The organism is Variovorax sp. CCNWLW186, assembly GCF_037203865.1.
Classification (GTDB): domain Bacteria; phylum Pseudomonadota; class Gammaproteobacteria; order Burkholderiales; family Burkholderiaceae_C; genus Variovorax.
The window spans coordinates 181,671-206,309 of record NZ_JBBCBO010000010.1; the positions used below are offsets into that span (position 1 = coordinate 181,671).

At 66.8% G+C, this 24,639-nt stretch carries 26 protein-coding genes and 1 riboswitch; of the genes, 19 read left to right on the top strand and 7 right to left on the bottom strand.

What is annotated here, in order from left to right:
- Positions 1-51: 51 nt before the first annotated feature.
- Positions 52-492: an SWIB/MDM2 domain-containing protein gene (locus tag V9K97_RS14735; protein WP_337318910.1), complete on the top strand. Its 441-nt coding sequence runs from the start codon at positions 52-54 to the stop codon at positions 490-492.
- A gap of 99 nt (positions 493-591) precedes the next feature.
- Here the strand turns inward: V9K97_RS14735 and V9K97_RS14740 are convergent, their stop codons facing one another.
- Positions 592-2,310: a thiamine pyrophosphate-binding protein gene (locus V9K97_RS14740; protein ID WP_337318912.1), complete on the bottom strand. Its 1,719-nt coding sequence runs from the start codon at positions 2,308-2,310 to the stop codon at positions 592-594.
- 93 nt (positions 2,311-2,403) lie between these two features.
- On the opposite strand from V9K97_RS14740, the gene V9K97_RS14745 reads away from it, so the two are divergent.
- The 9 genes from V9K97_RS14745 (at position 2,404) to arsC (ending at position 10,978) form a co-directional block, all read left to right on the top strand.
- Complete coding sequence (locus V9K97_RS14745; RefSeq protein WP_126748897.1) at positions 2,404-3,060, top strand: TetR/AcrR family transcriptional regulator; 657 nt, start codon at positions 2,404-2,406, stop codon at positions 3,058-3,060.
- A 145-nt stretch (positions 3,061-3,205) separates the two neighbouring features.
- Entirely contained in the window at positions 3,206-4,189 is a 984-nt protein-coding gene (locus V9K97_RS14750; protein ID WP_337318915.1) for a tripartite tricarboxylate transporter substrate binding protein, read from the top strand.
- Positions 4,190-4,276: 87 nt separating this feature from the next.
- Positions 4,277-5,440, top strand: coding sequence for a Gfo/Idh/MocA family protein (locus V9K97_RS14755; RefSeq protein WP_337318917.1), 1,164 nt, complete (start codon positions 4,277-4,279; stop codon positions 5,438-5,440).
- A gap of 10 nt (positions 5,441-5,450) precedes the next feature.
- Positions 5,451-6,638 (top strand): dihydrodipicolinate synthase family protein, encoded by a 1,188-nt coding sequence (locus V9K97_RS14760; protein ID WP_337318919.1) that lies wholly within the window; start codon positions 5,451-5,453, stop codon positions 6,636-6,638.
- Between the two features lie 8 nt (positions 6,639-6,646).
- Positions 6,647-7,525: a sugar phosphate isomerase/epimerase family protein gene (locus tag V9K97_RS14765; protein WP_337318921.1), complete on the top strand. Its 879-nt coding sequence runs from the start codon at positions 6,647-6,649 to the stop codon at positions 7,523-7,525.
- A gap of 337 nt (positions 7,526-7,862) precedes the next feature.
- Positions 7,863-8,954 carry a DNA glycosylase AlkZ-like family protein gene (locus V9K97_RS14770; protein WP_337318923.1) on the top strand — a complete coding sequence of 364 codons (1,092 nt, stop codon included), beginning with the start codon at positions 7,863-7,865 and terminating at the stop codon, positions 8,952-8,954.
- Between the two features lie 114 nt (positions 8,955-9,068).
- A riboswitch (FMN riboswitch) is annotated at positions 9,069-9,242 on the top strand.
- Positions 9,243-9,350: 108 nt separating this feature from the next.
- On the top strand, positions 9,351-9,866 hold the full coding sequence (locus V9K97_RS14775; protein ID WP_258505341.1) for a 6,7-dimethyl-8-ribityllumazine synthase: 516 nt from the start codon (positions 9,351-9,353) through the stop codon (positions 9,864-9,866).
- A gap of 32 nt (positions 9,867-9,898) precedes the next feature.
- Positions 9,899-10,585, top strand: a complete 687-nt coding sequence (locus V9K97_RS14780; RefSeq protein ID WP_337318925.1) for a glutathione S-transferase family protein — start codon at positions 9,899-9,901, stop codon at positions 10,583-10,585.
- A gap of 9 nt (positions 10,586-10,594) precedes the next feature.
- Positions 10,595-10,978 carry an arsenate reductase (glutaredoxin) gene (arsC, locus tag V9K97_RS14785; RefSeq protein WP_337295194.1) on the top strand — a complete coding sequence of 128 codons (384 nt, stop codon included), beginning with the start codon at positions 10,595-10,597 and terminating at the stop codon, positions 10,976-10,978.
- Positions 10,979-10,995: 17 nt separating this feature from the next.
- Here the strand turns inward: arsC and V9K97_RS14790 are convergent, their stop codons facing one another.
- Positions 10,996-11,748, bottom strand: a complete 753-nt coding sequence (locus tag V9K97_RS14790; protein WP_337295195.1) for a sulfite exporter TauE/SafE family protein — start codon at positions 11,746-11,748, stop codon at positions 10,996-10,998.
- A 54-nt stretch (positions 11,749-11,802) separates the two neighbouring features.
- Positions 11,803-13,056, bottom strand: coding sequence for an MFS transporter (locus V9K97_RS14795; RefSeq protein ID WP_337318927.1), 1,254 nt, complete (start codon positions 13,054-13,056; stop codon positions 11,803-11,805).
- 88 nt (positions 13,057-13,144) lie between these two features.
- Here V9K97_RS14795 and V9K97_RS14800 point away from each other — a divergent pair, with 88 nt between their 5' ends.
- The 6 genes from V9K97_RS14800 (at position 13,145) to V9K97_RS14825 (ending at position 19,102) form a co-directional block, all read left to right on the top strand.
- Positions 13,145-14,041 (top strand): AraC family transcriptional regulator, encoded by an 897-nt coding sequence (locus tag V9K97_RS14800; RefSeq protein ID WP_260590770.1) that lies wholly within the window; start codon positions 13,145-13,147, stop codon positions 14,039-14,041.
- Between the two features lie 92 nt (positions 14,042-14,133).
- Positions 14,134-14,850 (top strand): phosphatase PAP2 family protein, encoded by a 717-nt coding sequence (locus V9K97_RS14805; RefSeq protein WP_337295196.1) that lies wholly within the window; start codon positions 14,134-14,136, stop codon positions 14,848-14,850.
- 94 nt (positions 14,851-14,944) lie between these two features.
- A complete protein-coding gene (locus V9K97_RS14810; RefSeq protein WP_126748885.1) occupies positions 14,945-15,187 on the top strand; it encodes an acyl carrier protein in 243 nt (80 codons plus the stop codon).
- Entirely contained in the window at positions 15,184-16,392 is a 1,209-nt protein-coding gene (locus tag V9K97_RS14815) for a beta-ketoacyl-[acyl-carrier-protein] synthase family protein (RefSeq protein ID WP_337318929.1), read from the top strand. The genes V9K97_RS14810 and V9K97_RS14815 overlap by 4 nt, the downstream gene beginning before the upstream one ends.
- A gap of 67 nt (positions 16,393-16,459) precedes the next feature.
- On the top strand, positions 16,460-18,199 hold the full coding sequence (locus V9K97_RS14820) for a SulP family inorganic anion transporter (RefSeq protein WP_337318932.1): 1,740 nt from the start codon (positions 16,460-16,462) through the stop codon (positions 18,197-18,199).
- Positions 18,200-18,217: 18 nt separating this feature from the next.
- Positions 18,218-19,102, top strand: coding sequence for a LysR family transcriptional regulator (locus V9K97_RS14825; protein ID WP_337318933.1), 885 nt, complete (start codon positions 18,218-18,220; stop codon positions 19,100-19,102).
- Positions 19,103-19,108: 6 nt separating this feature from the next.
- Here the strand turns inward: V9K97_RS14825 and V9K97_RS14830 are convergent, their stop codons facing one another.
- Positions 19,109-19,678 carry a DUF3299 domain-containing protein gene (locus V9K97_RS14830; protein WP_337318935.1) on the bottom strand — a complete coding sequence of 190 codons (570 nt, stop codon included), beginning with the start codon at positions 19,676-19,678 and terminating at the stop codon, positions 19,109-19,111.
- Between the two features lie 114 nt (positions 19,679-19,792).
- Between V9K97_RS14830 and V9K97_RS14835 the strand changes: the two genes are divergently transcribed.
- A complete protein-coding gene (locus tag V9K97_RS14835; RefSeq protein WP_337318937.1) occupies positions 19,793-20,323 on the top strand; it encodes a hypothetical protein in 531 nt (176 codons plus the stop codon).
- Here the strand turns inward: V9K97_RS14835 and arfB are convergent.
- Genes arfB through V9K97_RS14850 form a run of 3 tightly spaced genes read right to left on the bottom strand, consistent with a single transcriptional unit; the run spans position 20,292 to position 22,628 of the window.
- Entirely contained in the window at positions 20,292-20,699 is a 408-nt protein-coding gene (arfB, locus tag V9K97_RS14840) for an alternative ribosome rescue aminoacyl-tRNA hydrolase ArfB (protein ID WP_157613180.1), read from the bottom strand. The two genes, V9K97_RS14835 and arfB, sit on opposite strands and share 32 nt — an antisense overlap.
- A 16-nt stretch (positions 20,700-20,715) precedes the next feature.
- A complete protein-coding gene (locus tag V9K97_RS14845) occupies positions 20,716-21,900 on the bottom strand; it encodes an acetyl-CoA C-acyltransferase family protein (protein WP_337318938.1) in 1,185 nt (394 codons plus the stop codon).
- A gap of 44 nt (positions 21,901-21,944) precedes the next feature.
- On the bottom strand, positions 21,945-22,628 hold the full coding sequence (locus V9K97_RS14850) for a TetR/AcrR family transcriptional regulator (protein ID WP_337318940.1): 684 nt from the start codon (positions 22,626-22,628) through the stop codon (positions 21,945-21,947).
- A gap of 139 nt (positions 22,629-22,767) precedes the next feature.
- Between V9K97_RS14850 and V9K97_RS14855 the strand changes: the two genes are divergently transcribed.
- Together V9K97_RS14855 and V9K97_RS14860 are read left to right on the top strand one after the other, a co-directional pair.
- A complete protein-coding gene (locus V9K97_RS14855; protein ID WP_258505326.1) occupies positions 22,768-23,631 on the top strand; it encodes an ABC transporter ATP-binding protein in 864 nt (287 codons plus the stop codon).
- The gene (locus V9K97_RS14860; RefSeq protein ID WP_337318944.1) at positions 23,628-24,509 is read left to right on the top strand and encodes a branched-chain amino acid ABC transporter permease; all 882 of its coding nucleotides are present in this window, start codon (positions 23,628-23,630) and stop codon (positions 24,507-24,509) included. Before V9K97_RS14855 ends, V9K97_RS14860 begins: the two co-directional genes overlap by 4 nt.
- The last annotated feature ends 130 nt before the right edge of the window (positions 24,510-24,639 follow it).

Sequence of the window (24,639 nt, forward strand, 5' to 3'; positions counted from 1 at the left end):
GAGACGCAAGTTTTTCATTGGTGACTGTTCAACCAAAAAAGGAAATCAACCATGGCAACTGCAAAGAAGGCTCCGGCCAAGAAAGCTCCGGCAAAGAAGGCCGCTCCCGCCAAGAAGGCTGCGGCTCCTGCAAAGAAGGCCGCACCGGCCAAGAAGGCAGCTCCCGCAAAGAAGGCTGCTCCTGCGAAGAAGGCTGCACCGGCGAAGAAGGCTCCTGCAAAGAAGGCCACTCCCGCCAAGAAGCGCACGCCCAACGCCGCGTTCATGAAGGCCCTGACCCCCAGCCCGGCACTCGCCGCTGTGGTCGGTTCGACGCCTCTGCCGCGCACCGCAGTCGTGAGCAAGCTGTGGGACTACATCAAGAAGAACAACCTTCAAGACAAGGCCAACAAGCGCAACATCAACGCCGACGCCAAGCTGAAGGAAATCTTCGGCAAGCCGCAAGTGTCGATGTTCGAACTGGCCGCGCTGATCGGCAAGCACGTCAAGTAAGCGCTCGGGTACTGCGCGTTCATCGCGCTCCCGAATCAAAAAGCCGGCACATGCCGGCTTTTTTTTCGCCGCGCGCGACGCTCGGCGCGCCCTGCTCGTTCAGCCCCGCGCCTGCGCCGCACGCGTGATCGACGCCAGCGTGCCGCGCGTCGTGATCACCTCGGGGTCCAGCGGAATCTCGATCAGCGTGCCCGTATCGGCCGCCAGTGCGCGCAGCAGCGCGGCTTCGAACTGTGCGGTTTCCGTCACGCGTTCGGCGGCATAGCCATAGGCCCGCGCCAGGCCGCAGAAGTCGGGGTTGCGGAGGGCAGTGCCGCTCGTGCGTTCCGGATATTCGCGCTCCTGGTGCATGCGGATGGTGCCGAACATGCCGTTGTTCAGCAGCACGATGATGCTCTTGCCGCCATGCTGCGAGGCCGTCGCGAGCTCTTGCCCTGTCATCAGAAAATCGCCGTCGCCCGCAATCGTGAAGGCCACCCGGCCGGTCGCAAGGTTGGCCGCAATACCCGCTGGCACGCCATAGCCCATGGCGCCGCTGGTGGGCGCCAGCTGCGTCTTGCTGCCCTTGGCAAGCCCGTGATATCGGAAATAGCGGTGCACCCAGCTCGCAAAGTTGCCGGCCCCGTTGGTGATGGCCGCATCCGGCGGCAGGTGCTTTTGCAGCAGCGCGACCACCTCCGCCATGTCGACCGGGCCGCGCGGCGTTTCAGCCGGCATGCCCGCGAGCGCCTGCGGCTCCAGGTTCGCTTCGTAGTCCGCATGCGCCTGCGCGGCCCACTCCTCCCACGGCAAGGTATTGGGCGCACTCAGCACCTCGAGGCCGCGCGCGGCGGCGCTCATGCCGGCGTTGATGGCCAGGTCTGCCTGGTAGACGCGGTTGAGTTCTTCCGCGCTCGCGTGGATGTGCACCAGCTTCTGCCTGGCCTTTGGCGCTTCCAGCAGGGTGTAGCCGCCGGTCGTCATCTCACCCAGCCGCGGGCCGATGGCGATGATGAGATCACTGTCTTTCACGCGCTGCGCGAGCTTGGGATTGATGGCAATGCCAACGTCGCCCGCGTAGAGCGGATGATGGTTGTCGAAGGTGTCCTGAAAGCGGAACGCATTGGCAACGGGTAGCCGCCAGTTCTCGGCAAAGCGCTGCAGCGCCTGCGCGGCCTGCGTCGTCCAGCCGCCGCCGCCCGCAATAACCAGCGGCCGCTGCGACTGAAGCAGCAGCTCGCGCAAGGTGCGCAGCGAGCCGGGGTCGCTCCAGGGCTGAACGGCGTCCACGCGCGGCAGCGGGCGCGACGCGGTCTGCGTGCGCAGCATGTCTTCAGGCAGCACCAGCACCACCGGTCCGGGCCTTCCGTTCATCGCTGTAGAAAACGCGCGCGCCACGTACTCAGGGATGCGGTCCGCGTCGTCGATGCGCTCCACGCGCTTGGCAAAGCCCTTGGTGCTCGGCCCGAAGAAGCTGCCGTAGTCCACTTCCTGGAAGGCCTCGCGGTCGCGAAAGTCGCTGCCCACGTCGCCGACGAACAGCACCATAGGCGTGGAATCCTGGAAAGCGTTGTGCACGCCGATCGATGCGTTGGTGGCGCCCGGCCCGCGGGTGACGAAGCACACGCCCGGCCGCCCCGTGAGCTTGCCGTGCGCCTCCGCCATGAAGGCGGCGCCGCCCTCCTGGCGATTGACGATGAACCGCGCGCGATCGCGGTAGGCATGAAAGCCGTCGAGCACGGCAAGAAAGCTTTCGCCTGGAACGCCGAACGCGATCTCCATGCCCTGCTCGACCAGGCATTCGACGATCAGGTGGCCGGCGGGTTGTGATGTACTCATGAGAAGTCGAACCTCAGCTGCAAATGTCTTCGGAATTATGTGCGCCCGCTCCCAACGCCTTGCGTTAATTCACCAAATGGTTAAATTCGCGCGATGAAAGCCGCGAAAGATTCCCCACCCGAAGCCATCGAGCCGCGCTCCCGCGACGCCGATCGCTCGCAGCTGGCCATTCTTGCGTCGGCACGCGACGAGTTTGCGCAGCGGGGCCTGGCCGGCGCCCGCATGGACAGCATCGCCGCGCGCGCGGGGCTGAACAAGCGCCTCATCTACTATTACTTCGGCAGCAAGGACGACCTGTTCCTGGCAGTGCTCGAGCGCACCTATGCCGACATCCGCGAGGCCGAGCAGCAGCTGCACCTGGACGAGATCGATCCGGTCGAGGCCATCCGCCAACTGGTCTCGTTCACCTGGCACTACTATCTCGAGCATCCCGAGTTCATCACGCTGCTCAACAGCGAGAACCTGCACTGCGCCGCGCACCTCAAGCGCTCCGAGCGTATCCAGGAGATGAACTCGCCGCTGGTGCAGCTGCTCGACACGGTGCTCGAGCGCGGCAAGCGCGACAAGCTGTTTCGCGCCGGCGTCGATCCGGTGCAGCTCTACATCTCGATCGCCTCGCTCTGCTATTTCTACCTGTCGAACAACCACACGCTCTCGGCCGTCTTCGGCCGTGACCTGCGCGCGCCAAAGGCCATGGCGCAGCGCCTCTCGCACATGACCGACCTCGTGCTGGGCTACGTGCTGCACTGAGCCTTCGGGCGCCCTTTCTCCATCTCCGGGTATTTACCAATCAGCGGCGGTTGCGCCGCGGCGCCAGCCTTCCTAGAATTGTCTAATTCACTTATTGGTGAATTAATCGATCAAGACAAGGCGGCCCGACCGCACGGAGACAACCATGAAGCAACTTGCACGCACCACTGCACTCGCCACGCTCACCTGCCTCGCCGCCTTGATGCCCGGTCTGGCATCGGCGCAGAACGGGTACCCCAACAAGCCTATTCGCGTGGTCGTGCCGTTCGCGGCCGGCAGCACCACCGACATCATTGCGCGTGCCATTGCCGACAAGATGGGCCAGAGCATGGGCCAGACGCTGGTCGTGGACAACCGCGGCGGCGCCAGCGGCACCATCGGCCAACAGGCGGTGGCCACGGCCGCGCCGGACGGCTACACGATCATGATTCACTCGTCGTCGCACACGGTGAGCCCTTCCACCTTTGCGAAGCTGCCGTTCGACACGGTGAACGACTTTGCCGCCGTCACGCCCATCTCGTCGCTGCCCAACGCGCTGGTGATCTCTCCGTCGAAGAACATCAAGACGCTGCAGGAGCTGGTCGCCGCGGCCAAGGCCAAGCCCGGCACCATCAACTTCGCATCGGCGGGCCAGGGCAGCGCCACCCACCTCAACGCCGAGAAGTTCAAGATGGCCGCGAAGATCGACGCCACCAACATCCCGTTCAAGGGCTCGGCAGAGGCCGTGACCGAAGTGCTGTCGGGCCGGGTCGACTACTACTTCTCGCCCATCGCGCCGGTCATCGGCCAGATCAAGGATGGCCAGTTGCTGGCGCTGGCGGTTGGCTCGCCCAAGCGCGCGGCCGCGCTGCCTGACGTGCCCACTACCGCTGAAGCCGGTGTGCCGGGCTCCGAGTTCAACTTCTGGATCGGCATGATGGCGCCGGCCAAGACGCCGCGCGACATCGTCAACCGGCTGCACGACGAAGTGGCGAAGGCGCTTGCTTCGCCCGAGGTCAAGGAACGCTTCCTGAAGCTGGGCGCCGATGCGTGGACGCTCAAGCCCGAGCAGTTCGACGCCTACATCAAGGACGAAATCAAGACCAACGCGGCGTTGGTCAAGGCTGCCGGCCTGACGCCCGCGCAGTAATCCGCCCTCTTCTTTCTCCCTTTTCTCCCTTTTCTCCCTTTTCTCCCTTTTCTCCCTTTTCTCCCCAACTCTTTTTCGGCTAAAGACATGGCTACACAACGACTCGGAATCATCATGCACGGCGTCACCGGACGCATGGGCATGAACCAGCATCTGATCCGCTCGATCTGCGCGATCCGCGCACAAGGCGGCGTCACGCTGTCGAACGGCGACAAGGTCATGCCCGACCCGATCCTCATCGGCCGTAACGCCGAGAAGATGGAAGCGCTCGCCAAGACGCACAACATCGCGCGCTGGGGCACCGACCTGGACGCGGCGCTGGCCAACAAGGAAGACACCATCTTCTTCGACGCCGGCACCACGCAGATGCGCCCCACGCTGCTGGCCAAGGCCATCCGCGCCGGCAAGCACGTGTACTGCGAGAAGCCGATTGCCACCAACCTGAACGAAGCGGTCGAAATCGCTCGCCTGGCCGAAGGCTCGGGCCTGAAGCACGGCGCGGTGCAGGACAAACTTTTCCTGCCAGGCCTGCGCAAGCTCGACATGCTGCGCCGCGCGGGCTTCTTCGGTCGCATGCTCAGCGTGCGCCTGGAGTTCGGCTACTGGGTGTTCGAGGGCGACCTGCAGCCCATTCAGCGCCCGAGCTGGAACTACCGCAAGGAAGACGGCGGCGGCATGATCCTGGACATGATGTGCCACTGGCGCTATGTGCTGGACAACTTGTTCGGCGAGGTCAAGTCGGTGTCGTGCCTGGGCGCCACCCACATTCCCAAGCGCTGGGACGAAGCCGGCAAGCCTTATGAGGCCACCGCCGACGACGCCGCCTACGCCACCTGCGAGCTCACCGGCCACAACGGCGAGCCGGTCATTGCGCAGATCAATATGAGCTGGGTCACGCGCGTGCGCCGCGACGACCTCGTGACCTTCCACGTCGACGGCACCGACGGCTCGGCCGTTGCGGGCCTCTCGAGTTGCCGGGCTCAATCGCGCGTGGCCACGCCGCGCCCGGTATGGAATCCGGACGAGAAGCAGATGATGAATTTCTTCGACCAGTGGCAGGAGATTCCGGATTCGCAGGTTTACGACAACGGCTTCAAGATCCAGTGGGAACACTTCATTCGCCATGTGGTCGAGAACGAGCCCTACAAGTGGACGCTGCCCGAAGGCGCCAAGGGCGTGCAGCTGGTCGAGGCCGCGCTCGAGTCGTGGAAGAAACGCCGCTGGATCGACGTGCCTGCGCTGAAGGTCTGAGGCAGGCAGCATGGCACTTTCGCTGACCCTTCCCACCGCGAGCGGCTCGCTCGCGCCCTACGCCCTGCGCGGCACCGCGCCGGTCAAGCCCGAAGCGGGCGTCAAGTTCAACCGCATCGCCTATTCGGCCGCACACGTGGTGGCCGATCCGCTGGCCGCGGTGGACCCGTGGCTGCACGCTGCAGTCGACTGGGACACCACCATCGCCTACCGCCGCCATTTGTTCTCGCTGGGCTTGGGCGTGGCAGAAGCCATGGACACCGCGCAGCGCGGCATGGGCCTGGACTGGCCGACCTCGCTGGAGCTCATCCGCCGTTCGCTCGACGCGGCGAAGGACGTGCCCGGCGCGCTGGTGGCCTCGGGCTGCGGCACCGACCACCTGAACATCGACGACGTGAAGAGCGTCGACGACGTGATCCGCGGCTACGAAGAGCAGATGGCCGCCATAGAGGCGCTTGGCGGCAAGCTGATCGTCATGGCCAGCCGCGCCCTCGCCCGCGTGGCGAAGAGCCCGGCCGACTACGAGCGCGTGTACGACCGCATCCTGAGCCAGGCCAAACAGCCGGTGGTGTTGCACTGGCTCGGCGACATGTTCGACCCGGCCCTTGCGGGCTACTGGGGCAGCAAGAATGTGGACGCCGCAATGGACACGGCGCTCGCCGTGATTGCCGCGCATCCACACAAGGTGGACGGCATCAAGATTTCGCTGCTCGACAAGGACAAGGAAATCGCCATGCGCCGCCGCCTGCCAGCAGGTGTTCGCATGTATACCGGCGACGACTTCAATTACGCCGAGCTGATTGCCGGCGACGGCTTCGGCAGCGAGCCAACGCACGGCAAGAGCGATGCGCTGCTGGGTATCTTCGACGCCATCGCGCCCGCAGCAAGTGCGGCGCTGGGCGCGCTGGCGCAAGGCAACACCGAGAAGTTCCACGCGATTCTCGGCCCCACGGTGCCGCTGTCGCGCCACATCTTTGCGGCGCCCACGCGCTTCTACAAGACCGGCGTGGTGTTCATGGCCTGGCTCAACGGCCACCAGAAGCACTTCGCGATGGTGGGCGGCCAGCAGAGCACGCGGTCGCTGCAGCACTTTGCCGAGTTGTTCCGGCTGGCCGATGCGGCCAACCTGCTGGAGCAGCCGGAACTGGCGGTGCGGCGCATGAAGACGCTGCTGGCACTGCACGGCGTGGAAGGCTGAGCAAGCTCATGCGCGATTTCTCGCAGAACCACGACTGGCTGTCGATCAATACGGCGACCATCCGCAAGCAGTCGGGCGCCGAGGTGCCGCTGGACCGCATCATCGACCAGTGCGCCGAACGCGGCATCCGTGCGATCAGCCCCTGGCGCGACCAGGTGGCCGCCGTCGGGCTCGACAAGGTCGCGAAGCAATTGAAGGCGCACGGCATTGGCCTCTCGGGCTACTGCCGCGGCGGCTTCTTCCCCGCGCCCGATGCGGCGGGTTTGAAGGCCGCACTGGACGACAACCGCCGCGCCATCGACGAGGCCAAGACGCTGAATGCGCCCTGCCTGGTCTTGGTGGTCGGCGCGCTGCCCGGCGCGCTCGACGGCAAAGCGGCCTACAAGGACATCGGCCGTGCGCGCGGCGAAGTGCGCGACGGCATCGCCGCCTCGCTGGAGTACGCCCGCGAAGTCGGCATGCCTCTGGCCATCGAACCCTTGCACCCCATGCAAGCAGCCGACCGCGCCTGCATCAACACGCTCGAACATGCACTGGACATTTGCGACGAGCTCGATGCAGGCAAGAGCGGCATGCTGGGCGTGGCGCTGGACATCTATCACGTGTGGTGGGACCCGAAGCTGCAGCAGCAGATCGCCCGCGCCGGCCGCGAGCGCCTGCTGGCGTACCACGTCTGCGACTGGCTCACGCCGACACGCGACTTGCTGTCTGACCGCGGAATGATGGGCGACGGCGTCGTGGAACTCAAGAAAATCCGCGGCTGGGTCGAAGAGGCGGGCTTTGCGGGGTTCAGCGAAGTCGAGATCTTTTCGAACCTCGACTGGTGGCAGCGGAGCGGTGACGAGACGCTCGATGTGTGTATTGAACGGCATAAGAAGGCTGTTTGAATTTTTTTGCCTGTGGGCGCATTCGGGGTCGTGTTCAGGGCTTGTGCAAAGGCCACCGGGTACTCCCCTCCGCGAATGTCCCCCGGGGCTGCGCCCCTCCTCCTTTATTTCGCTGCGCGGAGCACCCGATGCCCTGTGCACCTGGGCACGCTGCTGGTGTTCCGCTGATCAACCACCGTTCTGTCCAACGCACCCGCTGGCGGGGTGCCTTGCGCAGCGAAATAAAGGAGGAGGCCGCAGGCCGGGGGACATTCGCGGAGTAAGGTACCCCGTAGGCGGGTGCGCGCCCCGAAACAGCAGCGCTACGAAAAACAGCCACTTGTGCTGCAATTCGCCCATGGCTACCCTGACCCTCGACGACCTGCGTCGCTATGCAATTGCCCGCACGCTCTTCAAGCCCACCACCCTCCCCGGCGCGATCCGCCAACTCGGCTTTGTTCAGGCAGACCCGATCCGCGCCCCCGCGCGGGCGCAAGACCTGACGCTGCGCCACCGCGTAAAAGACTACCGCGCGGGCGATCTTGAGAGCCGCTACACACGCCTGGCCATCGAGGAAGACTGCCTCGTCAACTACGGCTTTCTTCCGCGCGAGCACCTGGCGTTGATGCATCCTCGCGAACCCAGGCAGCAATGGGACGCGGATACCCGCCGCAAGGCAGCCGATGTGCTGGCCTTCGTGCGCGAGCGCGGGCCGGTGCATCCGCGTGAAGTCGAACAGCACTTTGCACATGGCAGCGTCAAGAACTACTGGGGCGGCTCCAGCAATGCGACGACGCGGCTGCTGGACGGGCTGCACTATCGCGGCATGCTGCGCGTGGTGCGGCGCGACAGCGGCACGCGTGTTTACGAAGCCGTCACGCATGCGCCCGCCGACGAAAGCCCCGCCGGCCGTGCCCAACGCGCCGCCGCGCTCATCGACTTGGTGGTGCGCAAATACGCACCGCTGCCGGCTGCGAGCCTGACGTATCTCGTGCGGCTGCTCGGCTACGGCGCCCCGCATCTGTCGGCGCAGACGCAGGCGGCGCTGCGCCTTGCGCGTGAAGAGCTTGCAAGCTGCCGCATCGACGGCACCACCTGGTACTGGCCGGCCGGCGAGAACCCGGCCTCGCGCCGCCACGCGCCTGATGATGAAGTGCGCCTGCTCGCACCGTTCGACCCCGTGGTGTGGGACCGCCGCCGCTTCGAGCTGCTGTGGGGTTGGACATACAAGTTCGAGGCCTACACGCCGGCGCCCCAGCGGCGATTCGGCTACTACGCACTGCCGCTGCTTTGGCACGACCGAGTCATAGGCTGGGCCAACGTCACTGCACCCGAAGGCCGGCTGCAGCCTTCGTTCGGCTATGTCGGCCGCAAGCCGCGCGATGCGGCCTTCAGTGCGGCGCTGGACGACGAGCTGCAGCGCATGACGCAGTTCCTCGCCAAGCGCTGAAACGCGGTCGCCTGCACAGAAAATCCCCGCGTCGCGGAAGGTCTGGCGCACCGGCGACAACCCACGCTGCCGCTCGCTCCTAGAATCGCGCCGTCGCCCGGCATGCCGGACGGCAAGCGTTCTCAGGGCGGGGTGAAACTCCCCACCGGCGGTAATGGCGGCTTCTTCGAGAGATGAACCGCACGAGCCCGCGAGCGCCCGCGGCCTGCAACAAACAGGCTGCGGGGTCAGCAGATTTCGGTGCAATTCCGAAGCCGACGGTCACAGTCCGGATGAAAGAGAGCGCGAAAATGCGGGCTGGCCCGCGCGCTTTGCCGTCTCCGGTGCAATGGCGCGTGGTCTGGCGTGCGGTTTCGTGCGCCCTGATTCAGGAAACCTGCTTTCAAGAGGCACACCATGAGTCAGATCAACGACCTTCCCCTTTCCGCCATCAACGCGTCGGGCAATCCGCGCGGCGAGCGCATCGCCTTTGTCGAGGCGCAGTGGCATTCCGACATCGTCCACCAGGCGCGGGACGCCTTTCTTGCCGAAATGGAACGGCTCGGCGTGGCGCGCGACCTCATCGACGTGTTCGATGTACCCGGCGCCTTCGAGATTCCGCTGCACGCCAAACGACTAGCCAACTCGGGCAAGTACGCCGCCATCGTGGGTTGCGCGCTGGTGGTGGACGGCGGCATCTACCGCCACGAGTTCGTGGCCAGCACCGTGGTCAGCACGCTGATGTCGCTGCAGCTCGAAACCGACGTGCCGATTTTCTCGGCCGTGCTCACGCCGCACCATTTCCATGAGCATGTGGAGCATCGCAAGTACTTCCACCGCCACTTTGCCGTCAAGGGCACCGAAGTGGCCGAGGCTTGCGTGAAGACGCTCGAAGGCCTGAAGAAGGTCGACGCGCTGCTGGCCACCGCGTGACAAGCGGCAGGCTGCTGCAGTAATCTGGGCGGATGACTTTTTCATCCGCTCCTTCGAACGACCGCTACACCCTCTACGGTGCGCCCGGTTCCGGCGCCACGCCCGTTCATGCGGCGTTGACGCTGATCGGTGCGCAGGTCGACACCGTCGACGTCTCTCCGTGGGAGGGCGAATCCGAGCGCGAGCGCGTGTCGGGCATCAACCCGATGCGCCAGGTACCCGCGCTGGTGCTGCCTTCGGGCGAGGTCATGACCGAGAGCGCGGCCATCCTGATCTGGCTTGGCGATCGTTATCCGGAGGCGGGGCTTTGCCCCGCGCCCAACGATCCGCTGCGTGCGCGTTATCTGCGCTGGATGGTCTACCTGCCGGCGGCCATCTATTCGCTGTACTGGGTGCGCGACGATCCGGCGCGGCTCACGCCCGCCCCTGCAGCCCAGCCCGCGATGCTCGAACGTTCGGCCGAGCGCATTGCGCACTGCTGGCACCTGATGGACACGCAGATCGACGAACCCGCGCCCTACCTGCTCGGCGAGAAGATCAGCATGCTCGACCTCTACGTGACCGTGCTGTCGCGCTGGACGCCGCATCGAAAGCGCTTCTACCGCGTGGCGCCGCGCATGGCCCAGGTGGTGCGGCGCGTGGACGCCGATCCCCGGCTGGCCGATTTCTGGGCGGAGCGCTTTCCTTTTTCGCTGGACCCGCAGGTGCAGAAAGACTGACGACGACGTATGACCGCACGCACCCCGACCACTGCGTATCCGATGACCATCTTCCACAAGCCCAACTGCAGCACGTCGCGCAACGTGCTGGGCTTGATCCGCGAGAGCGGCGTGGAACCCGAGATCGTTCTCTACCTGGAAACACCGCCATCGAAGAGGAAGCTGCGCGATTTGGCAAAGGCCATGGGCATGGGCGTGCGCGACCTGTTGCGCACGAAGGAAGCGCCTTATGAAGAGCTGAAGCTGGCCGACCCGAAATGGACCGACGACCAGTTGTTCGACTTCATCGTCGCCCACCCCATCTTGCTGCAGCGGCCCATCGTGGTCTCACCGCGCGGCACGCTGATGTGCCGGCCATGGGCGCGCGTGCGCGAGATTTTGCCGACTGCGTAGAGACGCAAGCCCGCGGTTCAGCCGCGCTGCAGCAGTGCAGGCACGCCCGAGGCCAGCATCGCCACGCCAGAGGCTGTCAGCAGCCCCAGCACCAGCTTGCGGAACGCCGCCTCGCTGATGCCGATGTAGAGCCGCGCGCCCAAGAGCACCGGCACCGCGACGGCGAGCGCCACCACGCCCAGCAGCGGCACCATCGAACGGCCGATGCTGCCGGTCGCCAGGTGGATTGCAAACGCCACCAGCAGCATCGAGAGATTGAAGTTCTGGATCACCGCGCGCTGCGTGTCGCGCTGGAAGCCGCGCAAGGTGCACCAGAGCGTGGGAATGGTGCCCGAGAAGCCGCCGATGCCCGCCATGGCGCCGCCGATGGTTCCCGCGATGCCGTCGGCGATTCGTCCGCCGAAGGTCACCTTTGGCAGGTGCTGCGACATCAGCATGGCAGGACACCACAGCACCAGCAGCACGCCGAGGCAAACCTTGAAGAGCACCAGATCGAGGTGCGGCAGCAGCCACACGCCGAAAGGCACGCCGACCAGCCCGCCGAGCACGAAGGGCCACAGCACATGCCTGTCGAAAGCGCGGCGCACCGTGACCGCCGCAATCACCTGGCCGGTGAGCGCGCCGAACAGCGAAAGCACGGCGGCCAGTTGCGGCTCCAGGGTCCAGGCCCAGACCGACATGGCCACCAGGCCGAACGCAAAACCGGACAGGCCCTGCACAAAGCCCGCCAGCACGGCGCCGGCGATCACATACACATACAAGGCCTGCATGCGGCCGATGATATCGACCGCATGCTTACCGCCATGTTGGCGGCGCCCGACGCGTCAGGCCGAGGCCGGCACCAGTGCCGTGCGGCGCACCTTCGTCACATTGAAGGCACTGGCAATCAGCACGCCCTGCACCAGCGCCAGGCCGACGATCACGCTCGTGTACTGGGCATGGTCCATGAGCCGCCCGAACACCAGCGGCGCCAGCGCCTGGCCGATATCGAGGCCCGCATACACCACGCCGTAGACGCGCCCCGTGGCGTTGGGCGGCGTCGATCGCTTGACCAGCAGGTCGCGCGAAGGCCCGGCCACGCCGGACACGAAACCCATCACGCCGAACAGCACCGGCACCAGCACCGGCGGAAACTGCGCAAAGGCCAGCACCAGCGCCACGGCCGCCGCAATGCCGAAGCCCGTTCCCACGATGCGCTCGCAGCGCGACGGATCGGAAGCGAGAAAGCCGCCCGCCACCATGCCGGCCGCGCTGGCCACCATGTACACCGTCAGGCAAACCGCCACCAGCGCCACCGGCACCGCGTGCAGATGGCCCGCCGCCACCGGCGCGAAGGTCTGCACCACGCTGATCACGACGGCATACAAAAAGAAGAAGCCGAAGCACATCCACACGGCCGGAATGCGCAGAAAGTCGAACTCGCCGCCGATGGGCGCGGGCTCGCCGTGGCCGGTGGCTTTTTGCACCGCCTTCACATCGAGCGACAGCACGCTGCGGTAAACCCAGAGCACCAGCAGCACCACGATGGCCAGCGCACCTGCCGATGCCAGCGCCACGCGCCAAGAAAAGGCGATGGCAATCGGCACCACGAAAGCCGGTGCCAGCGCCCAGCCCAAGCTGCCGGTGATGCCGTGCACGCTATACGCATGGCCGAGCCGCGTCGGCGCGACCTTGCGGTTGAAGAGCGTGTAGTCGACCGGGTGGAACACGCCGTTGCCAATGCCGCCCACGATCGCGCACGCCAGCAGCATCCAGTAGCTCTGGGCCATGGCATAGCCGAAAGCCGCCAGCGCCAGCGCCCCAAGCCCCACGAAGAGCACCGGTCGCGGACCGAGCTTGTCGACGATGAAGCCCGAGGCCGCCTGCACGACGCACGAAACCACGAAGAACACCGTCAGCACCGCGCCAAGCTCGGTGTAGCTCACGTTGAACGCGTCCTTCAGCCAGGGGAACAGCGGCGCCAGGATCAGCTGGCTGAAGTGGCTGATGGCATGGGCCAGGCCGACGAGGCCGATCAGCTGGGCATCGCTGCGCAGGTTGGTGGAAGGGGCGGCTGTCGGGGAGGAAGTTGAAGACATGGATTGCTACAAAAAACCGGGCAGGCACCGATGCTATGCCCGCAGGTCGCGGCAGAATGGCGATACAGCGACAACATTTGTCGAAACCATGCCAAGCGCCGTTTCCACCTCTTTTTCAACCGATTCCACAAGCCCGCGCGCCGCTAAGCCACGCGGCCCGAACGTGGCACCGGTCACCAGCGTCGCCTCGCTCACGCCGCACCTCTACGCACCCGACGCGGTGCGTCCGCTGCGCGCCAAGGAACATTTCCTGAGCGCAGACACCTTCGTCGAACTGCATCAGCACCCCTGGCCGCAGCTCACTTTTTCGACCCGCGGCGTGATCCGGCTCAGCACGCAGGACGGCAGCTACATCGTGCCGCCCTCTCGCGCAGTCTGGGTGCCGGCCAACATGCCGCACAGCATCATGCTGATCGAAGATGCCGAGCTGCGCACCGTTTATCTGCATGCCTGGCTCGGCCCGCCGTGGGAAAAGTGCGAGGTGCTCGAAATCAGTCCCTTGCTGCGCGCGCTGATGCTCGCGCTCGACACCACGCCCGATGGCCTGCCGCCTGCCGATCCGCATGCGCCCCAGCGCGAACGCATGATCGCCCCGCTGCTCGTCGACGAGCTGGAGCGTGCCACCCAGATACGCATCGACGTGCCGCTGCCCACCGACAAGCGGCTGCGCCAGCTCTGCGAAGCGCTGCTGCGCAACCCCGCCGACCGGGCCACGCTGGCCGAGCGCGCCGCCGCCATTGGCGCCAGCGAGCGCACGGTGGCGCGGCTCTTTCGCAACCAGCTCGGCATGAGCTGGCAGCAATGGCGGCAGCAGGCCGTGATGGCGCATGCGCTGCCGCTGCTGGCGCGCGGCATGGCCGTGAGCCAGGTGGCCGCGGCCAGCGGCTATGCGACCGACAGCGCGTTCTGCGCCATGTTCAAGGCAGCGACGGGGCGCTCGCCAACCTCGTTCCAGCACCGGAAGCGATCGGCCGCGCTCGCCTGACCCGCTGCAATCGCTTCAGCCGCATGGCGCCGTCATGGCGCTCTGGCAAGATCGGCGGGCCCAAGAAACCACGGACCCGACCGACCTGCCCCATGGCGCCCATTTCCCGATCGCACCGCCCCCTGACCTGGACCGCAGACATCGGCGAGCGCATCCGCTCCCTCTTCTGGCTCAAGGCGATCGGCACCACGGCCTTCACCTGGCTCTTCTTCATCGGCTATTTCCACCTGCTGCGCAACCCGGCGTACCCGGTCACGGTGATGCCGCTCACGGCGCTGGACCACCTGATACCGTTCCAGCCCTACACGCTGGGCGCCTACCTCTCGCTCTGGTTCTACGTTGGCATTGCGCCTGGACTGCAACTGGGCTTTCGGGAACTGGTGGTCTACGGACTGTGGATCGGCGCGCTGTGCCTCACGGGCTTGGGCCTCTTCTACTTCTGGCCCACGCAAATACCGCCGCTCACCATCGACGTGTCGGGCTACCCGGGCTTTGCGATGCTGCAGGGTGTGGATGCCGCGGGCAACGCCTGCCCCTCGATGCACGTGGCCGTGGCCATCTTCACGGCCATACGCCTGGACCACGTGCTGCGCGAGGCGCGCACGCCAGTCTTTCTGCGTGTGGTCAACTGGATCTGGTTTGCCGCCATTGCCTACTCGACACTGGCCGTGAAGCAGCACGTGGTGCTCGACGCAGTGGCCGGCGCGCTGCTGGGAACGGCCTTTGCGCTCCCCTCCCTGCGATGGCGGCCGGCCTACCGGAACCGGCCGACTACTTTGGTGGGAGCGGATATCATTGGCCATCACTGACCCACACGCCGAGCGAGGAAGGGGTCGATCCCATGGAGCACCCTGAGGGGTGGCGATCGATCAGCGGCCGGCACACGACAACAGGCATCGCACGATGAGTTCGCTGAAGGAATTGCAGGACCTGATCCACGAGAAGTACGGTATCGAACCGTCGAAGCTCGATCCCAACGCATCGATGCGCGAAACCGGCGGACTCGACTCGCTCGCACTGGCCGAGTTCCTGTTTGCCATCGAAGACCACTTCGGCATCACCATGCCCGACGACGACGCGAACATCGACACGCTGGGCGAACTGGCGCTGCTCGTCGACAAGGTCAGGGCCGCGAAGGCAGCGTGAACCACGAGGTCTGCGTTACCGGCCTGGGCGTCATGGCGCCGCACGGCGGCGAGCCCGATGCGCTGTTCCAGGCGCTGCAGGATGGCCAGTCGGCCATTCGCCCGATCTTTCCCGACCTGCCCAAGCCGGCCGCCGCGGCCACCGTGGCTTTCGACGAAACACGCTGGTTCACCAAGCTGCAGCTCGCCGGCGTCGACCGCGTCAGCCAGCTCGCGGTAGCGGCCGCCGACCTCGCGCTGCAGGATGCGGGCTTCGACCGTGCAGACGCCGACCCGGAGCGCATCGGCGTCTACGCCGGCTGCGGCATGGGCGGCGCCGCGGCGCTCGAGGCGGCCTACCGCGGTGGCATGCGCGTGCCGCCGCTCACCATTCCGGCCTTCATGCCCAACGCTCCCGCGGCGCACGTGGCCATGCGCAACGGCGTGCAGGGGCCGGTGCTCACCTATTCGGTCGCCTGCGCCTCGTCGTCGGTGGCCATTGCCGAAGCCGCCAAGGCCATTCAACGCGGCGAAGTCGACCTGGCGATTGCCGGCGGCAGCGAGGCACTCATCGTGCCGGGCGTCGTGCTGGCATGGCAGGCCATGCAGACGCTGGCCACCTTCCAGCCCGGCGAAGCAGCCGGCGCCGTACGCCCCTTCGCGGCCGACCGCAACGGGTTTGCGCTCGGCGAGGGCGCGGCGTTCGTCGTGCTCGAATCGGCCGAGCGCGCCCGCCGCCGCGGCGCCCGCAGCTACGCCACGCTCGCGGGCTGGGGCCTCAGCAGCGACGCGACGCACCTCACCAAGCCCGACGCCCCCGGGCAGGCCCGTGCATTGCGCGCCGCCCTGCGCCAAGCCGGCCTGCAGCCGCGCGACGTGGGCTACTGCAACGCCCACGGCACGGCCACGCGCATCGGCGACGTGGTCGAGCGCAATGCGCTCGCGGAGGTCTGGGGCGACGACCTCGAACATCTGCGCGTCAGCTCCACCAAGGCGCTGCACGGGCACATGCTCGGCGCCGCCGGTGCGGTCGAGGCCGTCATCACCGTGCTTGCGCTGCATCGAGGCCAGCTGCCGCCCAACGCGCACTGCAGCGAGATCGATCCCGCTTGCAGCCTGAACCTGGTCAAGCCCGGCGAAACCGCCGCGCCTGAACTCCAGGCCGCCGTCAGCAACTCGTTCGCTTTCGGCGGGACCAACTCGGTGCTGCTCTTTCGCAGGGCGTAGCGCGAGCGGCTGCAGCGCACGGCGCCGGGGGTAAGCTGACGCCGGAACAGAGTGCCCCTCCTTATTCATGAATCCGGCAGCCTCCCCCTCTTCTTCTTCTTCCCTGCGCCAACGCCTCTCGCGCTGGGTTCCCTGCCTCGCCTGGCCGCGCCCCTCGGCTGCGCTGCTGCGCAACGAGGCCATGGCGGGCATTACCGTGGCGCTGATGGTCATTCCCCAAGGCGTGGCTTACGCCGCCCTGGCGGGCATGCCGCTGGTCACCGGTGTTTACGCGGCGCTCTTCCCGGCGCTTGTCGCGGTGATCTTCAGTTCGTCGCAGCGGCTGTCGGTCGGGCCCACGGCGCTCACGAGCCTGCTGGTGGGCGCATCGCTTGCGCCGCTGGCGGTGCCCGGCAGTTCCGAATGGGTGGCGATGGCGGTGTGGCTCACATTGATTTCGGGTGCCATCCAGGTCGTGCTGGGCGCCGGGCGTTTCGGCTGGCTGCTGCGGCTGGTGAATTCGCCGGTGCTCATCGGCTTTACGCAAGGTGCCGCGGTGCTCATCGCCATTTCGCAATTGCCGGCGCTGCTGGGCTTCACCGGGCGCACCATTCCGCAGGTGCTGCAGGGCGGCCCGCCGCCCGACCTGGTGGCCGTTGCCTTCGGGCTCGGCAGCATTGCAGTGCTGTGGCTCGGCAAGCGCCTGGCGCCGCGCTTCCCCACCACCATGGCGCTGGTGGCTGGAGCCGCGGCCATCAGCTGGGCGCTCAACTACGCATTGCGTGGCGGCGCGGTGGTGGGCAGCCTGCCCTCGGGCCTGCCTTCGTTCTATTGGCCGGGAGTTCTGCCGCCAGCAACGCTCGGCGCACTCGTGCTGCCGGCGCTGATGATCACGCTGGTGAGCTTTCTCGAGACCGCATCGAGCGCCAAGGTCGACAACGCGCGCGCCGGCACGCTCTGGAACGAGAACCAGGATCTCATCGGCCAAGGCTTGGCCAAGCTGGCCTCGGGCTTCTCCGGCGCCTTTCCCACCAGCTCGTCGTTCTCGCGCTCGGCCATCACGCTGTATGCGGGCGCGCAGACCGGGTGGGCGACGCTGTTCAGCGTGGCGGTGGTGGCCGGCGCCTTGCTGTGGCTGATGCCGCTGCTCTATCACGTGCCGCAGGCGGTGCTGGCGGCGGTGGTGGTCACGGCCATTCTCGGGCTGGTCAAGCCGGCGAGCTTTGCCGCGCTCTGGCGCGTGTCGCGCATCGAGGCGGGCATTGCGTTCGGTACCTTCGTGCTGACGATTGCCACGGCGCCCAGCATCTACTGGGGCGTGCTCGGCGGGCTGCTCGCGAGCCTGGCGCACTACATGTACCGCCACCTGCATCCGCGCATCATCGAAGTGGGCCTGCACCCCGACGGCAGCCTGCGCGACCGCAATCTCTGGAAACTGCCGCCCCTGGCGCCGCATCTGTACGCGCTGCGCATGGATGCCGAGCTCGACTTCGCATCGGCCTCCACGCTCGAGCGCGCGCTCACGGTCGCGCTGGCCGAGCGGCCTGACCTGACGGACGTGTGCCTCTTCGCCCAGCCCATCAATCGCATAGACATTACGGGGGCCGAAGTGTTCGGCTCCATCCGGCGAATGATGGAAGCCAAGGGCGTGCGGCTGCATCTGAGCGGGCTGAAGCTGCCCGCGATGCAGGTGCTGGAGCGTGCTGGACTGCTCGCGCCCGGGCCGATGCTCTTCAGCTACCGCACCGATTCAGAGGCACTGGCGGCGCTGACGCAGGCCGCCGAAGCTGTGCCTCCCGCGCCGGTACAGGGCGAGGCCGTCGCCTGACAGGCGGCACTTCTTGCAATGAAAACCGCCATCGAAGAACTGATCGCGTTTCGCGCCGTGGTGGACACCGGCTCCATCACCGCGGCCGCGGAACAGCTCTCGCAGACGGTGTCGGGCATCAGCCGCGCGCTGAGCCGGCTCGAGCAGAAGCTGGAAACCACGCTGCTGCGGCGAACCACGCGGCGGCTTGAACTCACGGAAGAAGGCGCCGCCTTCCTGCTGCACACGCGCGCCATCCTCGACGCCATCGACGAAGCGGAAGAGCAGCTTGCCGCGCGCCGCCAGCAGCCCGCCGGACGCTTGCGGGTGAACGCGGCCTCACCCTTCATGCTGCACGCCATCGTGCCGCTGGTGCCGGAGTTCCGGCGGCTGTTTCCGCAGATCAGCCTGGAGCTCGACACCGACGACCTGCCCATCGACCTGCTGGAGCGCCGCACCGACATCGCGATCCGCATCGGGCCGCTGCGCGACTCCACGCTGCACGCCCGCCCGCTCGGCACGCACAGGCTGCGCGTGCTCGCAAGCCCGGCCTACCTGGAAGCGCACGGAAAGCCGCGCAAGGTGGCAGACCTGGGCGGCCACGCACTGCTGGGTTTTACGCAGCCCGAATCGCTCAACCGCTGGCCGCTGCGCAGCGTGCATGGCGACGAGTGGACCATCACGCCCACGCTCGCCGCATCGAGCGGTGAAACGCTGCGGCAGTTGGCCCTGGCGGGCACGGGCATCGTCTGCCTGTCGGACTTCATGACCGGCGCCGACCGCGCGAGCGGCGCGCTGGTGCAGGTGCTGGCCAAGGAAACGGTCGACGTGCGCCAACCGGTCAATGCGGTGTACTACCGCAACACGCAGCTGTCGGCGCGGATCACTTCGTTCCTGGATTTTCTTTCGCAGCGCATGGGCTGACGAGGCTCAGCGCGCCGCGACAAAGGGCTCGACCGAGGCCGACTTGATCTCGTAGCCGCTCACGCCCATGTCCGCCGAGGAATAACGCGCCGCCTTCAGCAGCCCGCTGACGCGCACTGTGTCCATCGCATGCAGGCCCTTCACCGTATCGGACGCGATCACGTGCACGATCTGGTTGGCGGGCGGCGGCGGGGTGTGGATGCAGGCACCGAAATACGGCACCAGCAAGAACTCGCGAATACCGCCCTGCGTGTTGTCCAGCGGCACCACAAAGCCCGAGAGCCGCGCGGCGGTGCCGTCGAGCGCCACGTTGACCGGCGCGTTGTCCCAGACGGCCCGCATCTCGTCGAGCATCTGCACCGCGCGCGGATCGTTGTCGCGCAGCGATTCCAGGCTGATGTTGCGGTAGCGCTTTGTCGGGTCCCAGTCCTTGGGAACGAGCTCTTCCCACTTGAGCTCCTGCACCGCGCCGATTGCAGCCGGGCTGCCCTCGGAAGCCGGCCCGCACCCCGTCAGGGCCAATGCGGCCAGGGCAAGCAGCAAAGCCGGCAAGGCGCGGCAAAAGAGGGCTCTCATGGCGCCTATTGTGCTTGCGGCCCGTGTCAGGCAGCTTAGCGGGGCCTTAATGAAGGAGACAAATTGCCCACCGGCCGGCAGAATCTCGCGACCACGACTCCGAGGAGATCCGGCATGGCAGCGACAGGATGGCTGGGACTCACGTCCCTTGGCATTGTTCATACCGCGATCAGCCTGATCGCCGTGATCGCGGGGCTGATCGCCCTGTTCCGCTACAAGGAAATCACGCTGCGCACCGGCTGGGGCCGGATCTTCGTGTGGACCACCGTGCTGACTTGCCTGACGGGCTTCGGCATCTTCCAGCACGGCGGCTTCGGCAAGCCGCATGCACTTGGCATCCTCACGCTCGCAGCGCTCGCCCTAGGGGCGGCCGCCGGGCGCGGCGCCTTCTTCGGCCAGGCGTCTCGCTACATCGAAGCCGCGGCCTTTTCGGCAAGCTTCCTGTTCCACTGGATTCCGGCTTTTACCGAAACCCTGACGCGCCTGCCGCTGGGCGCCCCGCTGTTGCCGAACGCCGATGCGCCTGAGCTCAAGGCGATCACCGCGGTGCTCGGCGCGCTGTACCTGATCGGCGTGACGCTGCAGGTCAAGCGGCTGCGCGGCGGCAAGCCGGTCAGTCCCGCACCGGCCCGCGCAGGTTCTTGATCTGCGAGCGCTGGCTCTTGCCTTCGAGCCGGCGCTGCTTCGAGCCGTAGGTGGGCTTGGTGGGGCGCCGCACGCGCGGCGGCGTGGCCACGCTATCGACCACGGCCTGCAGGCGCGCCAGAGCGTCGGCGCGGTTCATCTCCTGTGTGCGGTGCTGCTGCGCCTTCAGCACGAAAACGCCCTCCTGCGTGATGCGGCTGTCGCGCAGCGCGAGCAGCCTCTCCTTCACGTCGGCGGGCAGCGAACTCGCGTGGATGTCGTAGCGCAGGTGCACCGCGCTCGACACCTTGTTGACGTTCTGCCCACCCGCGCCCTGCGCCCGGATGGCGCTGATCTCGACCTCGTCGGGGTCGATCAGGATGGGTGGGCGGAGCATGCCCGCAAGTGTGCCTTCAAACCCGTTCGAATATGGCCGCGATGCCTTGGCCGCCGCCGATGCACATCGTCACCAGCGCGTAGCGGCCGCCCGTGCGGTGCAGCTCGGCAATCGCCTTGGTGGTGATGATCGCGCCGGTCGCGCCCACCGGATGCCCGAGCGAAATGCCCGAGCCGTTGGGGTTGACCTTGGCCGGATCGAAGCCCAGCTCCTTGATGACCGCGCAGGCCTGCGCCGCAAAGGCCTCGTTCGACTCGATCACGTCGAAATCGCCCACCTTCAGCCCGGTGCGCTCCAGCACCTTGCGCGTGGCGGGCACCGGACCGATGCCCATGTACGCGGGCTCCACGCCGGCGTGCGCGTAGCCGACCAGGCGCGCCAGCGGCTTGAGGCCCAGCGCCTTCACGCGGCCGCCTTCGGCCAGCACCACGGCGGCGGCGCCGTCGTTGATGCCCGAGGCATTGCCGGCGGTCACGAGGCCGTCCTTCTTGAAGGCGGGCTTCATCTTCGAGAGCGTATCGACGCTGGTGTCGGCGCGCACGTGCTCGTCGGTGTCGAACAGCACGACGCCCTTACGCGTCTTGACCTCCACCGGAACGATCTGTTCCTTGAAGCGGCCCGCGGCAATGGCGGCGGCGGCGCGCTGCTGGCTGGCCACGGCCAGCTCGTCCATCTGCTCGCGCGTGATGCCGTAGCGCGCGGCCACGTTCTCGGCGGTGATGCCCATGTGGATCTTCTCCCACGGGTCATGCAGGATGCCGAGCATGTAGTCGACCAGCACTGCGTCGCCCATGCGCGCGCCGTAGCGGGCCGAGGTGTCGAAGTACGGGCCACGGCTCATCGACTCCGAGCCGCCGCCAATGGCGATGTCGCAGTCGCCCAGCGCAATGGCCTGCGCCGCCGACACGATGGCCTGCAGGCCCGAGCCGCAAAGGCGGTTGACGTTGAAGGCCGGAGTCTCGATGGGGCAGCCCGCGTCGATGGCTGCCACGCGGCTCAGGTAGGCGTCCTTCACGTCGGTGGGAATCACATTGCCCATCACCACGTGGCCGATGGCATCGGCCGCGACGCCGCTGCGCTCGATGGCCGCCTTGACGGCAGTGGTGGCCAGCTGGGTGTTGGGCACATCCTTCAGCGAGCCGCCGAAGGTGCCGATGGCGGTGCGGGCGGTGCCGACCACGAAGATGTCGCGTTGGGTCATGGGATGGGTCTCCTGGATTGGAAAAGATTCGTTTGGGCGGGCGCTCACCGGGTCTTTACCGCGGCGGGCTTTCGGCGCGCGCCGGCGGCCGGGCGATGCAGTACGCCATTCAACAGCAGTTCGATGCCCTGGTCGGCAATCTGGTCGGGCGTGAGGTCGCCGTCGGAGCGGTACCAGCGGCCGATCCAGCTGAGCGCGCCGGCCAGCATGAAAGCCGCCATCTTCGGATCGCAGGGAGCGAGCGAGCCCTCGGCCACGCCTTCCGCGATGAGCCGGCGAAACTGCCCGTCGATACCGGCCTTGAGGCCGCGCAGCTCCTTTTTCAGCGGATCTGGCAGCGGGTCTTCGCCGATGCGGATCACACACATGCCGAAGTCCTGCGTCACCACGCTCGAGTAGATGCGCATGCAGGCCTTGAGCTGGTCGATGGCGCTGCCGCCCGCGGCGCGCACCTCGTCGATGCCGGCCTGCATGAGGTCGAGCGCAATCTTCACGCACTCCAGCAGGATCTGGTCCTTGCTCTCGACGTAGTAGTAGACGGTGGGCTTGCTGACATTGAGCCGCTCGGCAATGTCGTCGAGCGAGGTGGCATGGAAGCCGCGCTCGTTGAAGAGCTGCGCGGCCGTCTGCAGCACGGCGTTGCGTTTGAGCTCGCGCTGCTGCGCGCGCTTGTCCGCGGGCTCCCAGGGAGAAGCCGTGGAGGATGCGATGAGGGCTGGGCGGGGCATGGGGTTTGTGCGGGCGGGGAAAGTCCTGATGCCGCGCGATGCGGCGAACTGTGACATTACCCGCCAGTAGGAATTTTACGGGCCAGTAGCTTTTCTGCCCCTGGACACAAACCCTGACCCTATCCCAACGCTGCGAGCCATGCCTGACGAGCCCTCACGGGACGCCTCTCCCGCCTCTGCCTCCACCGTGCTGCAGGTCGAGGCGTTGACGCTCTCGTTCGGCGGCGTGAAGGCGCTGACGAACGTGGGCTTCGGCGTGGCCGCGGGCTCGATCACCGCGGTGATCGGCCCCAATGGCGCGGGCAAGACATCGCTCTTCAACACCATATCGGGCTTCTACAAGCCCGCGCAGGGCCGCGTGCTGTTCGAGGGCGAGGACATCACCCGCCTGCCCGCACCCAAGCGGGCGGCGCTCGGGCTGGCGCGCAGCTTCCAGAACATTGCGCTCTTCCGCGGCATGACGGTGCTCGACAACATCAAGCTCGGCCGGCATGCACACCTGAAGACCAATGTGTTCGACGCCCTCTGCTACCTGGGCCGGGCGCGGCGCGAAGAGGCCGAGCTGCGCCGCGACGTGGAAGAACGGATCATCGACTTCCTCGAGATCGACCACATCCGCCACGCCTCCGTGGCCGCCCTGCCCTACGGTTTGCAAAAGCGCGTGGAAATGGCGCGCGCACTGGCAATGCAGCCCAAGGTGCTGATGCTCGACGAGCCGGTGGCCGGCATGAACCGCGAAGAGACGGAAGACATGGCGCGCTTCATCCTCGACGTGCGTCGTGAGTGGGGCGTCACGGTGCTGATGGTCGAGCACGACATGGGCATGGTGATGGACCTGTCGGACCACGTGGTGGTGCTCAACTTCGGCCAGGTCATCGCGCAGGGCACGCCGGCGCAGGTGCAGGCCGACCCCGAAGTGATTCGCGCCTACCTGGGCGCGGGCGATGTCGGCGAGCTGCGGCGCAAGCTGCGCGGCGAGTCCATGGCGCAGGCGGCCGCATGATGGATTGGGCCTATCTCTTCGAAATCGCGCTCACGGGCATCGCGGGCGGCGGCCTCTATGCATTGGCCGCGCTGGCCTTCGTGCTGGTCTACAAGGCCACGCGCGTGGTCAACATCGCCATCGGCGAGATGCTGATGGTCGGCGCGTACCTGTTCTTTGCTTTCGCCGCGAGCTTCTCGCTGCCGATCTGGCTCGCGGTGCTTGGCTCGGTGATCGGCACAGGGCTGCTGGGCGCGGTGATCGAACGCACCATGATCCGGCCGCTCCTGGGCGAGCCGCCGATTTCGGTGTTCATGGTCACGGTCGGGCTCGCGTCCATCCTGGTGGGGCTGGTGGAGATCATCTGGACCGCCGACCAGCGCCGGCTGCCGGAGTTCCTGCCCAACGCACCGGTGATGATCGGCGACGCGTTCCTCGCCCCCAAGATTGCCTATGGCGCTCTGATTGCCGTGGTGCTGATCGGGCTGGTGCTGCTGCTGTTCCGCTTCTGGCGCGGGGGCGTGGCGCTGCGAGCCACGGCATCGGACCAGGCCGCGGCGTACTCGATGGGCATCAACGTACCTCGCGTGTTCTCGCTCGCATGGGTGTCCTCGGCCATGATCGCCGCAGTGGCCGGCATCATCGTCGGCGCCATCGGCGGCATCTCCTCGTCGATGGGCGTGTTCGGGTTGTCGGTGCTGGTGGTGGTGATCGTAGGCGGGCTCGACAGCGTGCTGGGCGCGCTGGTCGGCGGCCTGTTCATCGGATTGGTGGAGGCGCTCGCGGGCTCGTATCTCGGCGGCGAGTACAAGCTTCTCGCAACCTTCATCGTGCTGGTGCTCGTGCTGATGGTGCGGCCCTATGGGCTGTTCGGCACGCATGAGATCGAGAGGCTTTGAGATGGCTCTCTCTTTTGCACGCTGGAACGTGGTTAGGGCTTGTTGTTCAGGGTGCGCCCCCGCCGACGGGGTACCTTTCTCCGCGAATGTCCCCCGGCCTGCGGCCTCCTCCTTTATTTCGCTGCGCAAG

Excerpts from the sequence above, each read along its gene's own strand:
- V9K97_RS14735 (WP_337318910.1), top strand. The coding sequence starts at position 52 with ATGGCAACTGCAAAGAAGGCTCCGGCCAAGAAAGCTCCGGCAAAGAAG.
- V9K97_RS14740 (WP_337318912.1), bottom strand. The coding sequence starts at position 2,310 with ATGAGTACATCACAACCCGCCGGCCACCTGATCGTCGAATGCCTGGTC.
- V9K97_RS14745 (WP_126748897.1), top strand. The coding sequence starts at position 2,404 with ATGAAAGCCGCGAAAGATTCCCCACCCGAAGCCATCGAGCCGCGCTCC.
- V9K97_RS14750 (WP_337318915.1), top strand. The coding sequence starts at position 3,206 with ATGAAGCAACTTGCACGCACCACTGCACTCGCCACGCTCACCTGCCTC.
- V9K97_RS14755 (WP_337318917.1), top strand. The coding sequence starts at position 4,277 with ATGGCTACACAACGACTCGGAATCATCATGCACGGCGTCACCGGACGC.
- V9K97_RS14760 (WP_337318919.1), top strand. The coding sequence starts at position 5,451 with ATGGCACTTTCGCTGACCCTTCCCACCGCGAGCGGCTCGCTCGCGCCC.
- V9K97_RS14765 (WP_337318921.1), top strand. The coding sequence starts at position 6,647 with ATGCGCGATTTCTCGCAGAACCACGACTGGCTGTCGATCAATACGGCG.
- V9K97_RS14770 (WP_337318923.1), top strand. The coding sequence starts at position 7,863 with ATGGCTACCCTGACCCTCGACGACCTGCGTCGCTATGCAATTGCCCGC.
- V9K97_RS14775 (WP_258505341.1), top strand. The coding sequence starts at position 9,351 with ATGAGTCAGATCAACGACCTTCCCCTTTCCGCCATCAACGCGTCGGGC.
- V9K97_RS14780 (WP_337318925.1), top strand. The coding sequence starts at position 9,899 with ATGACTTTTTCATCCGCTCCTTCGAACGACCGCTACACCCTCTACGGT.
- arsC (WP_337295194.1), top strand. The coding sequence starts at position 10,595 with ATGACCGCACGCACCCCGACCACTGCGTATCCGATGACCATCTTCCAC.
- V9K97_RS14790 (WP_337295195.1), bottom strand. The coding sequence starts at position 11,748 with ATGCAGGCCTTGTATGTGTATGTGATCGCCGGCGCCGTGCTGGCGGGC.
- V9K97_RS14795 (WP_337318927.1), bottom strand. The coding sequence starts at position 13,056 with ATGTCTTCAACTTCCTCCCCGACAGCCGCCCCTTCCACCAACCTGCGC.
- V9K97_RS14800 (WP_260590770.1), top strand. The coding sequence starts at position 13,145 with ATGCCAAGCGCCGTTTCCACCTCTTTTTCAACCGATTCCACAAGCCCG.
- V9K97_RS14805 (WP_337295196.1), top strand. The coding sequence starts at position 14,134 with ATGGCGCCCATTTCCCGATCGCACCGCCCCCTGACCTGGACCGCAGAC.
- V9K97_RS14810 (WP_126748885.1), top strand. The coding sequence starts at position 14,945 with ATGAGTTCGCTGAAGGAATTGCAGGACCTGATCCACGAGAAGTACGGT.
- V9K97_RS14820 (WP_337318932.1), top strand. The coding sequence starts at position 16,460 with ATGAATCCGGCAGCCTCCCCCTCTTCTTCTTCTTCCCTGCGCCAACGC.
- V9K97_RS14825 (WP_337318933.1), top strand. The coding sequence starts at position 18,218 with ATGAAAACCGCCATCGAAGAACTGATCGCGTTTCGCGCCGTGGTGGAC.
- V9K97_RS14830 (WP_337318935.1), bottom strand. The coding sequence starts at position 19,678 with ATGAGAGCCCTCTTTTGCCGCGCCTTGCCGGCTTTGCTGCTTGCCCTG.
- V9K97_RS14835 (WP_337318937.1), top strand. The coding sequence starts at position 19,793 with ATGGCAGCGACAGGATGGCTGGGACTCACGTCCCTTGGCATTGTTCAT.
- arfB (WP_157613180.1), bottom strand. The coding sequence starts at position 20,699 with ATGCTCCGCCCACCCATCCTGATCGACCCCGACGAGGTCGAGATCAGC.
- V9K97_RS14845 (WP_337318938.1), bottom strand. The coding sequence starts at position 21,900 with ATGACCCAACGCGACATCTTCGTGGTCGGCACCGCCCGCACCGCCATC.
- V9K97_RS14850 (WP_337318940.1), bottom strand. The coding sequence starts at position 22,628 with ATGCCCCGCCCAGCCCTCATCGCATCCTCCACGGCTTCTCCCTGGGAG.
- V9K97_RS14855 (WP_258505326.1), top strand. The coding sequence starts at position 22,768 with ATGCCTGACGAGCCCTCACGGGACGCCTCTCCCGCCTCTGCCTCCACC.
- V9K97_RS14860 (WP_337318944.1), top strand. The coding sequence starts at position 23,628 with ATGATGGATTGGGCCTATCTCTTCGAAATCGCGCTCACGGGCATCGCG.